Raw genomic sequence first — 16,850 nt, forward strand, 5'->3', positions numbered from 1 at the left:
GCCTGTTAAAAAAATATATATGACAGTTGTTAAGTTACTGGATGTAATAGATTTATTGGAAAGAGCCAATGATAACGGGATCAGGATATCCTTTGTTGACAATAAACTGGTAACACAAGCGCCCGTAGGAAAGAAAATTGATGCATCGCTGTTGAGGGAGCTGAAGGAAAATAAAGATCACCTGATATCCTATTTTAAAGAGCATATACAGCATGATTCGGGAATATCAATAAAAGAGAGTATTCTTTCTTCTGCGGAAAGAATAACCACAGACGTCCCCTTATCGTATAGTCAGCAACGTTTGTGGTTTGTTGATCAGCTGGAAGGCAGTGTGCAGTATCATATACCGCGGGTATTAAGATTGAAAGGGCAGCTCCATATTGCTGCACTTGCCCGGTCGTTTCAGGCAATCATTAACCGTCATGATGTGCTTCGCACGGTGATCGCAGAGAAGGACGGTGTGGCTTATCAGCGGGTACTGGACAGGGATGGCTGGCAGTTGGCCGTGATAGATGAGCCGGCGTATAAAGAAGATGCAACGGCGTTACGAGCTTATCTGGAATCAGTGATCTCGGCTCCTTTTAATTTATCCGGCGACCATATGCTGCGTGCACATTTGATCTGCCTGTCGACGGATGAGTATATACTGGTGGTAACATTGCATCATATTGCTTCGGATGCCTGGTCATTCGGCATCATTGTGCGGGAACTGACATCGTTATATCGCGCCTTCGTGGAGGGCCGAACACCTGAATTGCCCCCGTTGCGTATTCAGTATGCAGATTATGCGATCTGGCAACGGACCTATTTATCAGGCGATATATTGGAACGGAAACTGGATTACTGGAAGCGGAAGTTATCAGGGACAGCCACCTTGCAGCTACCGGCAGATTATATGCGGCCCGCAACGCCAGGTACTAATGGAGGAAGCGTGGCGCTGAACCTCGATGCTGATTTGTCTGTACGCATAAAGCAGCTCTCACAACAGCAGGATACTACCTTGTTTATGACCCTGCTTACTGCATTCAAAGTGTTGTTGTACCGTTACAGTGGTCAGGATGATATTTGCGTGGGATGTTCTACCGCGGAGCGCCTGCAAAAGGAGGTGGAAGAGCTGATCGGTTTCTTTGTAAATATGCTTGCCCTGCGTAGTGATCTGAGCAATAATCCTTCTTTTGTGTCCTTGTTGCAGCAGGTAAAAGAAACTACACTGGGGGCCTACGAACACCAGGATGTTTCTTTTGAGAAAGTAGTGGAAGCAGTAGCAAAAGACCGGGAAGGAAGCAGGAACCCGTTGTTTGATATCATGTTTGTGTTGCAACAGGAGCCTGATGATCCGGAATTCCCTTTGGGTGACGTCCTGTTGTCCGAAGAACCACTGGAAAGCAACACCACGCGGTTTGATATGGTCTTTCTGGTAATTGAACAAACGAATGATTTACGTGTAGTGGTGGAATATAGCAGGGATTTATACAGCGAAGCGACGATAAGACGTATGATCGCTCACTTTGAGCAGTTGTTGCTGTCTGTTGTCAATAATCCTTTACAGCAGATTGGATCGTTGCAGATGCTGACTCCCGGTGAAGTACGGGAACTTACAATGCCCGGTGTCGCTGGAAATGGGAAAGCGGTGTCCATACGGGAAAAAACAATAGTCGATTTGTTTGAAGCACAGACAGACGCCACGCCCGAAGCCGTTGCCCTGAGGTTTGAAAACGACTCAATGACTTACAGGGAACTGGACGACCGGGCTAATCAGCTGGCTCATTACCTGCGCGGTCAGGGCGTGACAGTGGACACGCCGGTGCCGGTTTGTGTGGAGAGTTCATTGGATATGATCGTTGGCATACTGGGGGTATTAAAGGCAGGAGGCGCATATGTTCCCATCGACCCGGATTTCCCTGCTGACAGGATAGCTTATATGCTGGCCGATACGCAGGCGACAACGGTAGTAAGCAGTAATGCCTGTCGGGATAAAATTCCGGCTACTGCAGCTGTTTTATCGCTGGATGGTGGTCCGGACAAAATAGCCGAATTCCCGAAAACAAGGTCGTCAGCAGTAGCGGCGCCGGAGCATCTGGTGTATGTGATCTATACATCCGGAAGCACCGGCAACCCTAAAGGGGTGATGATCACACATGGCAACCTGGCCGATTATCTGTCTGGCTTAAAAGAAGCCCTTCCACTGAAAGATTGCCGTTCATTTGCGCTGCTATCCAGTATTGCCACCGATCTGGGTAATACGGTATTATATGGTTCCCTGCTGACAGGTGGGTGCCTGCATCTGTTCTCCAAAGCGGCCGCCAGTGATGGTGATCTGTTGCATGATTATTTTGCGCAGCAACAAATCGATTGTATCAAGATTGTACCTTCTCATTGGAAGGCATTGTCTGCTACAGGCAAATTATTGCTGCCTGTAAAAATACTGATATTCGGTGGAGAGGCATTGACAACGGCCGTAACCAATAGCATCCGGTCGTCCGGCGCCGGCTGTATGGTGGTGAATCACTATGGCCCAACGGAAACGACTATAGGGAAATTGTTGCACATCATTCGGCCGGCCGCAGATTACCAGCAGACCATTCCGATCGGAAAGCCATTCTCCGACACCTGCGTCTATGTATTGGACCGGAACGGACAGCTGTGTCCTGTGGGTATCCCCGGAGAATTGTATATAGGAGGAAGTGGCGTTGCCGCTGGCTATCTGAACAAGGAGGAATTGACCCGGGAACGGTTCATGGCAAACCCTTTTATAACAGGTACTCAGGGAAAACTCTATCGTACCGGGGACATCGTGAAATATCTGCCGGATGGAAATATCGTTTTTATAGGCCGTGGCGATAGTCAGGTAAAGATTAACGGCTATCGCGTGGAGCCAGGGGAGATTGAACGTGTGCTCAATCAGTGCAGCCTTGTACGTCACGGAATAATAATTGTAAAGGAAGACAGTTTCGGTCAAAGCCAGTTAGCTGCCTATGTGATTCCGGCAGGAGTGCCTGACAGAAACGGTATTTATGCGTACCTGAAAGCGCACCTGCCTGTGTATATGCTACCTGCCTCACTCACAAGCCAGGAAAGTTTCCCTATGCTGGCCAACGGGAAAGTTGATCTGAAGGCATTGTCCGGCACAGCTGCCGGATTGCCTTTAACAGACAATTATACGGCGCCGCGCAACGATATGGAGCAAATGCTGGCAGACAGATGGCAGGCGTTATTAGGAGTAGAACGGGTAGGCATACACGACGATTTCTTTTCATTGGGCGGGCATTCCTTGCTGGCGATGCGTTTAATATTTGCCTTACGTCAATCGCTGCAGGTGGAACTATCTATCAGGGCGATATTCAATTTTCCTACGATAGCTGCCCTGGCGGAACATCTTCACGGATATAACAAGCAGTGGCAGCTCCCGCCGGTTGAAGCGGCTGAAAGACCTGCAAAGATCCCTTTGTCGTATAGTCAGGAACGTTTGTGGTTCATTGATCACCTGGAGGGAAGCGTGCAGTATCATATTCCGGCAGTGTTGAAGTTGAATGGGCATCTCCACCCGGAAGGATTGGCATACGCACTCAAAACCATTGTAAATCGTCATGAAGTACTCAGAACGCAGATCATAGAGGAGGCGGGTATCGCTTATCAGCAGGTGCGGGACCAGGATGGCTGGCAATTGGAAATAATATCGGAAAGGGCGTATCTGGAAAATGGCACGTCATTGGAATCCTATGTGCAATCCCTGATCGCTGTTCCTTTTGATCTGTCGCGCGACCATATGCTGCGCGCGCAGCTGATTGTACTGGGAGAGGCAGCGCATATCCTGGTGGTGACCATGCATCATATTGCATCAGACGGCTGGTCTACCGGCATTATCGTAAAAGAGCTGATGGAGCTGTATGACGCCTACATAGGAAATCGCGCGGCACAGCTGTTGCCTTTGCCTATTCAGTATGCAGACTATGCGATCTGGCAGCGGAAACAGCTGTCCGAAGCGGTATTGGCAGATAAGCTGTCCTATTGGAAAGATAAACTTACCGGCGTTGCTACTTTGGCATTACCGGTTGATTTTGCACGGCCGGTAGCTGCTGGTGTCCATGGGGGGACTGTTTCGTTTAATCTTGACAGTGAGTTGTCTGAACAGATAAGAAAATTATCGCAACAGCAGGGTACTACCTTGTTTATGACATTACTGGCCGCCTTTAAGTTGTTATTATACCGCTATAGCGGCCAGGAGGATATTTGTGTGGGAAGTCCTATAGCCGGCAGAACACAGAAAGAAGTGGAAGGACTGGTGGGCTGTTTTGTGAATACCCTGGCGTTGCGTAGTGAAATTAAGGTTAACCTGTCCTTTGTGTCTTTATTGCAACAGGTGAAGCAAACCACTTTAGGTGCTTATGATCATCAGGAAGTACCTTTTGAGAAAGTAGTGGAGGCGGTGGTAAAAGAAAGAGATCTTGGGAGAAGCCCTTTGTTCCAGGTGATGTTCGCCGTGGAAAATGCTCCCGAAGTGCCGGAGCTCCATTTGGGAGAAGTGATAATATCCGGTGCTCTCGCTGAAAATACCACGGCACAATATGACCTGGCTTTTTCTGTGGTAGAGGAAAAAGGCCATTTACGGGTGAATATTGTATATCGTATGGACCTGTTCAGGGAAGACACCATCATGCGAATGAAAGGTCACTTCGAACAGTTGTTATTATCTGTTGTGAGAACGCCCGGAGCAAGAATAGATACCTTAGCGATGCTTACTTCCGCTGAAGAACAGCAGCTGCTGACCTCCTTTAATGCCACCACGGCGGCTTACCCGGAAGATAAAATCTTTGCGGACCTGTTTGCCACGCAGGCATCACTGCATCCCGCCGCCATAGCAGTAGTGTACGAAGATCATAGTTTGACTTATCAGGAGCTGGATGAACGTTCCAACCAGGTGGCCCGTTACCTGAGCAACCTTGGGGTGAAAGCCGATAGCCTGGTCCCGGTTTGCATAGATCGTTCGGCGGATATGCTGGTGGTGCTATTGGGTATTATGAAGGCCGGCGGGGCGTATGTGCCGCTGGACCCGGATTATCCCCGGGAAAGGATCAGCTATATGTTGAAAGACAGTGGCAGCAGTATCGTTGTCAGCAGTCTGGCACACCAGCATAAAATAAAAGCTGCCGGCATCACACCGGTGTTATTGGATGAAGTGGGAAATGAAATAGCCCAGCAGCCGGTTACTCCCTTGACATTAACAGCCAAGCCTGACCATCTGGCTTATGTGATCTATACTTCAGGTTCAACCGGCACGCCCAAGGGAGTGATGATAGAACATCAGTCGCTGCTGAATTTCCTGTTGTCTATGAAAGACCGGCTGGACCTGCCGGCGGCTATCAGTTTACTGGCCGTTACCACCTACTGTTTTGACATCGCTTACCTGGAGCTGTACCTGCCGTTACTGACAGGAGGGAAAGTTATTATCGCTTCAAAATCCGCCGCAGCAGATGGTTTTAAGCTGGCGTCAGCGTTGTCGCATCACCGGCCCACGCATATGCAGGCCACTCCGGCCACATGGCAAATGTTGCTGGAAGCCGGCTGGGAAAATAGAGAAGGGGTAACGATACTGGCAGGGGGAGAAGCCGTCCCTGTGGCATTGAAAGATAGGCTGGTGCAATTAAGCGATCAGAAAGTATGGAATGTATACGGTCCTACAGAAGCAACGATATGGGCCACTATTAAAGAATTAAAGCTGGACGAGAAGATCACTATCGGCCGGCCCTTGTCCAATACGGCCGCCTATATCCTGGATGGATCGGGGAGACCGGTGCCGGTAGGGGTTCCGGGCCAGCTGTGTATCGGCGGTGTGCAGGTAGCCCGTGGCTATCTGAACAGGCCGGAGCTGACAAAGGAGAAGTTCATATCCAATCCATTCAAGCCCGGAGAGCGACTTTATTTTACGGGAGACCAGGCACGCTGGCTGCCGGACGGCACGATTGAATACTTAGGCAGGGTAGATGACCAGGTGAAAATCCGGGGCTACCGCGTAGAGCCCGGGGAAATAGAAAGTGTGGTGTCGCAATATCCTGGCGTAAAACAGGCGGTCGTAGTAGCCAGAACGGATAACAGCGGTTACCGTCACCTGGTGTGCTACGTGGTGGGGGAAGAAGGTATAGACAGATCAGGGTTGCTATCGTGGTTACAGGACCGCCTTCCGGTATACATGGTGCCCTCGCAACTGGTCCTGTTGGATAAGCTGCCGCTGACTGCCAATGGCAAGGTGGACAAAAAATCCTTACCCGACCCCGGCGGCGCAGCGTTGTTGCGGAGTGAGTATGTTGCACCACGTAATGAAACGGAACAGGCGCTTGCAGGTATCTGGCAGTCGCTATTGGGAATAGAACGGATAGGCATATACGATAATTTCTTTGAATTGGGTGGGCATTCCCTGCTGGCGATGCGTTTATTGGCTGCCATGCGTCAGCAACTACAGGAAACCGTATCCATAAGATCATTATTCCTGCATCCTGTCATTGCCTCATTGGCAGGCTATCTCAGGGGGACACCCGATGGGTTGCAGTTGCCTGCTATCGAAGCAGCTACGCGGCCTGTCTATATTCCGTTATCATTCAGCCAGGAGCGTTTATGGTTCATCGATCAACTGGAAGGCAGTGTGCAGTATCATATACCGGCGGTATTAAGAATGAAGGGGGCGTTAAGCGAGGAAGGCCTGGCATATGCGCTAAGGACGATTGTCAATCGTCATGAAGTGTTGCGTACGGTGATCCGTCAGTCAGACGATGAAGGAGGGATTACTTATCAGTGGATAATGGATAAAGACCAGTGGCAGCTGGAAGTTACCGAAGCACCGGTTTATAAAGAGGAGGAGGCCGGACTACAGGCTTACATCAGCTCACTGATCGCAGCGCCCTTTGATTTGTCGGCAGATCATATGCTGCGTGCCCGGCTGGTCCGTCTGTCGGCAGACGAGCACATACTGGTGGCTACCTTGCATCATATCGCATCTGACGAGTGGTCTGCCGGTATTATTGTGAAAGAGCTCATCGCATTATATAATGCTTATACGGATAACGTTATTGCCCCGTTGGCGGCGCTACCGGTTCAATATGCTGACTATGCCATCTGGCAGCGTACCTATTTATCCGGGGCGGTATTGGAAGAAAAACTGGATTACTGGAAAAATAAATTGTCCGGAACGGAAACGCTCCGGTTGCCTGCCGATTATGTGCGGCCTGCTGTGCAAAGTATGCAGGGCGGAAGTGTTTCGTTTAGCCTTCGCCCGGATGTATCAGCGCAGGTAAGGAAGTTGTCACAGGAACAGGGTACAACCTTGTTCATGACATTGCTGGCGGCCTTTAAAGTATTGCTTTACCGTTACAGTAATCAGACGGACATATGCGTGGGCAGTTCTACGGCAGCGCGCCAGCAGCAGGAGGTGGAAGGGCTGGTTGGCTTCTTTGTAAATACACTGGCGCTACGTAGTGACCTGAGTGGTAACCCTTCTTTTTTATCTTTCTTACAACAGGTGAAAGAGACGACACTGGGCGCCTATGAGCACCAGGACGTACCTTTTGAGAAAGTGGTGGAGGCAGTGGTAAAGGACAGAGATGCCGGCAGAAGCCCGCTGTTCCAGGCAATGTTTGTCATGCAGCAGGCTCCTGAAGCACCGGAACTTCGTTTAGGCGAGGTAGTATTATCCGGAGAATCATTGAATGCTGTCAGTGCCAAGTTTGATATTACTTTCTTTGTTGTTGAGGAAAATAATGAACTGCGTATAAACGTGGTGTATCGCACTGATTTGTTCCGGGAAGATACCATGCTGAGAATGGGTGAGCACTACCAACAATTGCTGGCGGCCGTTGTGGCTGATTTGGAGAAGCCGGTAGGGACCTTGTCTATACTTACCCCGGCAGAACAACAGCAGTTACAGGAAGGATTTAATATGTGTGAGATAGCCTATCCGCATCACCAGACTATCATAGACCTATTCCGGGAGAAAGTGGTGGCTGCCCCCGCCGCTATTGCCCTGGTGATGGAAGATAAGGAAATGACTTATGCCACGCTGGATGAGCGCTCTGATCAACTGGCGCATTACCTGCAACAGCAGGGAGTTACCGCTGGTGCGCTGGTGCCGCTCTGCATGGAACGCTCCCTGGAAATGATGATTGGGATATTGGGCATACTGAAGGCGGGAGCGGCGTATGTACCAATTGATCCGGATTATCTCTCGTCAGGAGACCGCGTTCGTTACATGCTGGAAGATACAAGGGCAACGGTGATGGTAAGTAGCCGTGCCTGCCGCTCCGGTTTGCCTGTCAATGAAGGCATGAAAGTAGTGGCATTGGATGCTGATTGGGAAATGATCAGCCATGCACCTGTCCCGGTGGTGGCTATTACTCCCGCTCCGGGCGACCTGGTGTACGTGATTTATACATCCGGCAGCACAGGCATGCCCAAAGGTGTGATGGTTACTCACAGGAACCTTACCGATTACTTATATGGCTTATATGCAGCGCTTCCGCTGGCAGCCTGCCAATCATTCGCTTTGTTGTCAAGTATAGCCACTGATCTGGGGAATACTGTGTTGTACGGCGCTTTGGCAATGGGTAAGACGCTCCACCTGTTTTCGAAGGAAACAGCCAGCGATAGTGAAAAATTACAGGAATATTTCACCCTTCATCCCATAGACTGTATCAAGGTGGTGCCTTCACACTGGAAAGCATTGTCAGCATCCGGCAGCTTATTGCTACCGCAACAGCTACTCATTTTTGGAGGCGAGTCATTATCAACGGAGGTCGTGAATAGTATCCGGGCATCCGGTTCCTCTTGTATAGTGGCCAATCACTATGGCCCTACGGAAACGACTATCGGAAAACTGCTGCACCAGGTACAGGATAATGGGGCATACGGGCAGGTCATACCGGTCGGGAAACCATTTTCCAATACCCGCATTTATGTGTTGGACCCGCTTGGCCAATTATGTCCGATAGGGGTGCCCGGTGAGTTATTTATCGGGGGAGACGGTGTGGCGTTGGGATATCTGAATAATCCGGGGTTAACAGATAGCCGCTTTATACCGGACCCGTTTTTGCCGGCAACCGCCGCAAGCATATACCGCACGGGAGATATGGTAAAATGGCTGCCGGATGGAAATATCCTGTTTATAGGACGGGCAGATGACCAGGTAAAGATCCGCGGTTACCGGGTTGAGCCGGGAGAAGTAGAACGGGTATTGCAGCAGTATGAGCAGGTGGACCAGTGCGTGGTGGTGGCGGTGGAAGATAATAACGGCAATAAACGTTTAGCCGCGTATGTTATAGGTAATAGTGTGCCTGACAGCGAAAGCATCGTTGCTTATCTGAAAGCGCATTTGCCGGAATATATGATACCGTCGGTATTTGTTGCGATGGAGGCATTTCCAATGCTGCCGAATGGGAAGATAGACAAGAAAGCATTGCCGGACCCGGAAGGCCTTGCTTCAGTGGGGTATACGGCGCCGGTCAGCGCAACAGAATGTCTGCTGGCAGCTATCTGGTCCAGGTTGCTGGAAGTGGAACGGGTAGGCATACACGATGATTTTTTTGAATTGGGAGGTCATTCTTTGCTGGCAATACGCCTGGTATCAGCGATCAGAAAAGAACTGAAGGTAGAAGTGTCTATCGGGGACGTATTTGATTATCCTACGATCGCATTCCTGTCGGCGCAGCTGGAAAACCGCAGCGACGTTGCTGTTGTGCCGGCTATCATCACCCGTAACCGGCCGGAACTGATTCCTTTGTCCTACAGCCAGGAGAGATTGTGGTTTATAGATCAGCTGGAAGGCAGCATACAATATCACGTACCGGTGGCATTGAAGCTGAAAGGGAAGCTGAACAGGGACGCGCTTTCTTTTGCCTTACAGACGATCGTTAATCGCCATGAAGTGCTGAGGACGGTGGTGATGGAGCGGGATGGCATGCCCTGGCAGCAGGTAATGGATAAAGATAGCTGGCAGCTGACAGTAATAGAAGGTATTGTGTTTAAAGATGAGGCCACCCTGCAATCTTATATGCAGTCGCTGGTGGCCGCTCCTTTTAACCTGAGGGCCGACCATATGCTGCGGGCCCATCTGATCCGGCTTTCGGCAGATGATGAGGAATATGTACTGTTGGTAACGTTGCATCATATCGCTTCCGATGGGTGGTCAAATGGTATGATGGTGAATGAGCTGAAAGCGCTATACCTCGCTTATGAAGAAGGCCGCACAGTCCCGCTGGCGCCGCTGCATATCCAGTATGTTGATTATGCCATGTGGCAGCGGGAATATTTGACAGGCGACCTGCTGGATAAAAAATTGCAATATTGGAAAGACAAGCTGACAGGCGTGGCGCAGCTGCAATTGCCCGCAGACTATGCGCGCCCGGCAACGCAGAGCACCCGCGGCGCTTCCAGAAGGTTCCGGCTGGATAAGGAGTTGTCTGCACAGTTGCAGGCGCTCTCCCGTCAACAGGATGTTACCATTTTTATGACGTTGCTGGCTGCCTTCAACGTGTTATTATACCGGTACAGTGGCCAGGAAGATATCTGTATCGGCACCCCTGCAGCAGGCAGAACGCAACAGGAACTGGAGGAACTGATCGGGTTCTTTATCAATACGTTGGCTTTGCGTACTGACCTTGGGGACCAGCCGTCTTTTGTATCGCTGTTGCAGCAGGTGAAACGCACGACTTTGAGCGCTTATGAACATCAGGAAGTACCTTTTGAGAAAGTAGTGGAAGCAGTAGTGAAGGAGCGGGACCTGAGCCGGAGTCCTTTGTTTCAGGTAATGTTTGTGATGCAGAACACGCCCGATGAACAGGAGCTTGAGCTGGGGAACTTACAATTATCGCCGTTGAATACCGGGCATGTTACGGCACAATTTGATCTCACTGTTTCCATGGAAGAAAGTGCAGCAGGTTTAAGCGGAAACATGATCTATTGTGCGGATCTTTTCAGCGCGGCCACCATAGATCGTATGATAGCGCATTTTGAGCAATTGCTGCGGGCAGTGGTGAAATCGCCGGCATCACACATCGGAGCATTGCCTATGCTAACATCCGCAGAAGAACATCAGTTGCTGGTGGAGTTTAATAATACTTCAGCAGGCTATCCAAAAGATAAAACCATTACAGACTTTTTTGCGGCGCAGGTGGCACTTACGCCCGAAGCGACCGCAGTGGTGGCCGGTGAGGATTCACTGACCTATCGGGAGCTGAATACACGTGCCAATCAGCTGGCGCATTATTTAAGGAGCCAAGGCGTGCAGGCAGATACCCTGGTGCCGATATGTATAGAACGGTCCGTTGAAATGATAGTGGGCATACTCGGTATCCTGAAAGCGGGTGGGGCCTACGTCCCCATAGATCCTGATTATCCTGCGGAGCGCATCAGCTTTATGCTGGAAGATACCGCTGCCAAATGGACCGTCAGCTCCCGGGAATGTGCACACGTGCTGGATAATGTGGGATCAGCGGAGCTGATATTGCTGGATGAAGACTGGCCGGAGATCAGTCAGTTTTCCGGAGATAATCCTTCCCATGTGATTCTTCCCCGCCATCTTGCTTATGTGATCTATACTTCCGGTTCTACCGGAAAACCGAAAGGCGTACTTATTGAGCATTATAATGTGGTGAGGTTGTTTGAAACAGACACGCCGTTATACGACTTTAACAATAACGATGTCTGGACCATGTTCCATTCATTTTGCTTTGACTTCTCAGTATGGGAAATGTATGGTGCTTTATTGTATGGGGGGAAGCTTGTTGTGATCAGTAAGGAAGTGGCCAGAGACCCGGTGGCCTTTGGCGCTATACTTCTAAAGGAAAAAGTGACCGTTTTAAATCAGACGCCCGGTGCCTTCTATACGTTACAGGAAAGTTTGCTCCGTTCAGCCATGCCTTTGCAAATAAGGTATGTAATATTTGGGGGAGAAGCATTGATACCCGGCAAACTCAAAGTCTGGAAAGAAACATACCCTGACGGTAAGCTGATCAACATGTATGGTATTACGGAAACAACCGTCCACGTAACGTATAAGGAAATGGGCGCGGATACCCTGAATGGTGAGGCCAGCAATATTGGTAAGCCTATACCCACACTTAGCTGCTATATATTGGACGCGCACGGAAACCTGCTGCCGGCGGGAATAGCAGGAGAGTTGTATGTAGGAGGGGCCGGGTTGTCCCGCGGATACCTGAACAGGGAGCAATTAACAAAGGACAGATTCATTGCAGACCCTTTCAGCGGGAACGTTGGTGCAAGGCTATATAAAACGGGTGATCTCGCCAGATGGTTACCGGATGGAAATCTGGAATATCTGGGCCGCCTGGATGACCAGGTGAAGATACGCGGATATCGCATAGAGTTAGGCGAAATAGCAGCTGCGATGTCAACAGTCGCAGGTGTGACGCAGTGCGCATTAGTGGCCAGGGAAGATGCAAATGGTCATAAACGTTTGATAGGTTATGTGGTAATGGAGCAGGCGTTTGACCAGCAGGCTATATCGGAGTTCCTGCATGCGAGACTGCCGGAATATATGGTCCCCTCTCTGATCGTAGCACTGGACGCGCTGCCGCTCACCAGTAATGGAAAAGTAGACAGAAAGAAGTTGCCCGAGCCGGATATTACCGGATTAATCCATGAGTATATACCGCCCCGTAATGAAACAGAGCAACTGCTGGCGGATATCTGGCAGGTACTGCTGGGGGTGGAACGTATAGGCGTGTCCGATAATTTCTTTACACTGGGCGGTCATTCATTGCTGGTGATGCGACTGGTATCGGATATCAGGATAGGACTGACGATGGAAATATCATTTAAAGATATATTCAATTATCCCACCATTGCATCATTGTCCGTGGTACTCCGGCAGCGGATGGCGGAACTTGCAGCACAAAAAGACAGCGATGCTGAAGCTGCGGCACAACAGGAAAACGGGCACGTACGGCTGTTGAACAAGGGCGCCAAAGAAACATCGATATTCCTGGTGCCGGGAGCAGTAGGCGTAGTGGATGCTTATGAGGAACTGGCTGCCGCTTTAAACGACACCGGTGCGGTGTATGGACTATTAATGCAGGGCGTGCTGGAAGGAGAAAAGCCGCTGGACAACCTGGAAGCGGTGGCAGATCAGAACATCACCTGGATGAAACAGGTGCAGCCGCAGGGACCTTACCGCTTAATAGGGCATTCCTTTGGCGTGCGGGTGGTATATGAAATGGTAAAGCTGCTCGAAGCAAGGGGAGAAGTGGCCGATTTGGTGGTGTTGCTCGATTCCAGTGCTGCGATAGAAGATGTGGATGAAGCTATCAGGTCCATGCAAAGGGATATAGAAGGTATTGAGGTGCTGGAATATGTACTGGGGATACTCGGGCATTATAATATCATCCCGCAACCGCACCCCGAATGGGTGGCTGAGCTAAGGGCCATGGCGGAACAGCTAAAAGCTAATGAATCAATAGCATTGAAAGGTGTATTACATTTTATCCTTGATTTTATAAAAGATAAGATAGAAAAGAAACATGTTGCCTCCATGTTCAGATTGTTTGAATTGCGGCTGAACAACATGTTTATGCATTATACAACTATTACCGGTAAAGTAAATGCCACCTTGACAGTAGTGAGGGCCACAGAAAATATAAGGGAGGAGAATGATGACGCGCTGGGCTGGAGCGAACATGCGGCGGAGATAAAGCTGGTCACCATTGAGGGAGATCATGGTTCGATGCTGGAAAACGAAAATGCGGAAATATTATCCCGGCAGTTACAACAACAATTAAAGGCGCTGATACCATAACCGGCACATCAATTAAACCACTAAACCAATACATCAGTAATATGGAAAATACAGTCTCCTCCACTATAGTAAATGATCATACCGTTGTGAAAACACCTTTTAATAAGAACAGCGACCAGGTTTTACCACTACTGATCACTCCTGCTCACAGCGGGGGGGATCTGATCTCCTGGATGAATGCCCACCGTGAAGAATTTGAGCGGGATTTGATGCATTATGGCGGTATTTTATTGCGTGGATTCAATGTTGATGCTGTAAAGGATTTCAATGCTTTTATGGAGTGTTTTAATACAACGCCACTGCCATATATGTTCAGGTCGTCTCCCCGGAAGGAATTGGATGATCATCTCAAAAATATTTACACTTCCACTATTTACCCGAGTGAACGTACCATCAATATGCATAATGAAACTTCTTACAGCCGGATATGGGGCCGTAAGATTGTTTTCTGTTGTATTACGCCTGCGGCAGAAGGGGGACAGACGCCCATTGCAGATTCCAGGCGCGTGTTGAAAGACATTGACCCGGCCCTGACAGCTGAATTCAGGGCAAAAGGTGTCAAATACCGGCGGAATTTGTTGCCCGATCTGGGCATGCCATGGCAGGAGGTATTTCAGACCAATGATGTGAAGGTAATGGAAGCTACCTGCCAAAAGTATAACATCGATTATGAATTTGTGGGAAAAGATCACCTGATTATTGAATGGGTAAAGGATGCCATTTGCAGACACCCGGTTACCGGGGAGGAAACATGGTTCAACCACGTTTTTTTCTTTCATCGTTTTTCCCGCTATGAAGAACTGGGGTTGCCACATCATGAATTTTTTCCTGCCGAATTCCTCACTTCGGAAACGTTTTTCGGAGATGGCAGTGAAATTTCTTCTGCGGCCTACAAGGAGATCAGGCAGGCCTATCAGAAGAATATCATCGCATTCCCCTATGAGAAAGGGGATATCATTTTTCTCGATAACATGCTGACTGCGCATGGCCGTTATCCCTACAAAGGAGAGCGTACCATTGCTACGGCCATCATCGAGGCGGCCTACGATAGTGATAATATCCGGAATATCTAAGGCAAAAAAGTGCGAATAGCGCATGAATATAAGGGTCCGTTCAATCGGGCCGGGAGTGGATATAGTTCGAATATAAAATATTGATAATTAGTTTTTGGTAAAACGGCTTGTAAGCAGGAAGCTACAAGCCGTTTTTATTTTTTATCTCTTTTAGCAGGGAGGTAAATAAAACGTGTATTCTTTACAGTTATACCGGTATTGGCTGATGGGATCGTTCTCTGCCGAATGTTATTAAAAAAGAAGATGATGAAATAATCCCTGTTATTGCTCTTTTTGATGATACTATTTTATTTACAATTTCAAAATATATGTATCTCTGAACTTATTTTTCAGTGAGTTTGTTTATGTTGCCGTTTTATGTTGTCTGCTAAGGTGCGTGAATAGCCTTGCTATGGATGCTTTCCGACATTTTTTGACGTGTGTTGAAGTAGTGGTAATATCGGTGTGTAGCGGATAGTCATGTTTCCTCACTTTGTAACAGTAAAAGTGTATGGATGCTGAAATGATTTGTGGGTGAGCATTTCAGGGTATTGTGTGGTTAAACGTTTATTATTATTGTCTGCATAGAGAAAATGTATCTGTTAAAAATAGATGTTGTGCGTTATAATTAGTGCGGTCTGAAAACCGCTACAGTATTGGCTTTTATGTAAAGCAATTATTAACTCTTAAATCTTTCCTGATAAATTTTTTGGCAATAGAATTTTTTTTATATCTTTATTAAATAAGTAACTTCAGTATCGATTGGATCATCCAGTGTGGTAGTGTAGCATAAAAAGTTCTTCATGCCAGAACGATTAAACATTGGAGATCACTGATGCCGAAAGGCTAGGCGCTGGGCCGGCTATTCTACTGTCACAGACTCCCCGTTACATCAGGTAGAATGGTGCACATAAATGGTTGCGGTTTCCGGATCACCACAGGTGTTTTCCCTGTTGCATGAAGCTGTACCGATTGAATGTTACAGCATATATTGAAGAACCTTTAGTCAAGGCAGCAATGCTAATTGACCAAGCGAAGCCATGCAGGACGACTAACCATAGTTGAAGCTGCTTTTTACTACTGTTACCTGTAAAGTCACTGTGCTGATAGCATCATTTTACCGGATAGCAAAACCTACAACAGCAGGACACCCTGACTCAGGTAAACTTACGGGTTTACCGGATGAACTTTACAGTAAAACGAAACCTACAACGATTGCATGTAATCCGCCATTGCGGGCCGGTTCCTAACCAGAAAGGCTTTGCGATACTATGGACCCGTATCAGTTGAAGTTGATTAACTCAAATAACCAAGCGAAATTGTTAGATACCGAACCCTGTAATTTTCCATCGAACCTGTAAATTTCCTCTAATGTCGAAACCATTCAACGATCGGTCCCAGCCGGATGTGGGATCGGAACCCAACTGGTATGTATTTTACACTGCGCCAAGAGCTGAAAAAGTCGTACAAAAGGAGCTGTCCAACAGAGGGTATGAAGTTTTCCTGCCCCTTACAAAAACACTCCGCTTCTGGAATAACCGCCAGAAAAAGATTGTCGAACAGGTGCTGTTTCCAAGCTATATATTTGTCAATACCGAAGAAAGCAGCCTGCATAAAATCTGTCAGGTCCCGAAAGTCGTCATGTTCATTAACTGTGGTGGCAAACCCTCTAAAATCAACTACAAATGCATTGAGGGCATTAAAAGCATGTTGAATTTGGACCAGGAAGTTTTTATTGAACCCGGTTTCAGTGAAGGTGAGAACGTACGGATCATCAGCGGCCCGCTGGCAGGGCACGAAGGCGTGCTCCTGAAACAACACTCCAAAACGCGATTCGGTATTCAGTTGAAAGAAATCAAACAGATGATTTCCATCGATGTGTCCTGGAGCCTTGTCCAGCGGTGCTCTTCGTGGTATTATCTGTTCTTCCTGCCCTGTGTTGAAAATGTAATTGCCACTTTAAATTGAGAAAACCTAATTCCAACTCATAAAACCAGACCGCA

The 16,850-nt window shown here is 48.5% G+C and carries 3 protein-coding genes; all 3 read left to right on the forward strand.

From position 1 onward, the window contains the following. The first annotated feature begins 19 nt into the window (after positions 1-19). The 3 genes from ICL55_RS34695 to ICL55_RS34705 all read left to right on the forward strand — a co-directional run bounded on the left by ICL55_RS34695 (position 20) and on the right by ICL55_RS34705 (position 16,815). Positions 20-13,795, forward strand: coding sequence for a non-ribosomal peptide synthetase (locus tag ICL55_RS34695; protein ID WP_188106621.1), 13,776 nt, complete (start codon positions 20-22; stop codon positions 13,793-13,795). A 41-nt stretch (positions 13,796-13,836) separates the two neighbouring features. After that, a complete protein-coding gene (locus ICL55_RS34700; RefSeq protein WP_188106623.1) occupies positions 13,837-14,868 on the forward strand; it encodes a TauD/TfdA family dioxygenase in 1,032 nt (343 codons plus the stop codon). A 1,350-nt stretch (positions 14,869-16,218) separates the two neighbouring features. After that, positions 16,219-16,815, forward strand: coding sequence for a UpxY family transcription antiterminator (locus ICL55_RS34705; RefSeq protein ID WP_188106625.1), 597 nt, complete (start codon positions 16,219-16,221; stop codon positions 16,813-16,815). Positions 16,816-16,850 lie beyond the last annotated feature (35 nt).

This window comes from Chitinophaga varians (assembly GCF_014529945.1).
Taxonomy (GTDB): domain Bacteria; phylum Bacteroidota; class Bacteroidia; order Chitinophagales; family Chitinophagaceae; genus Chitinophaga; species Chitinophaga varians.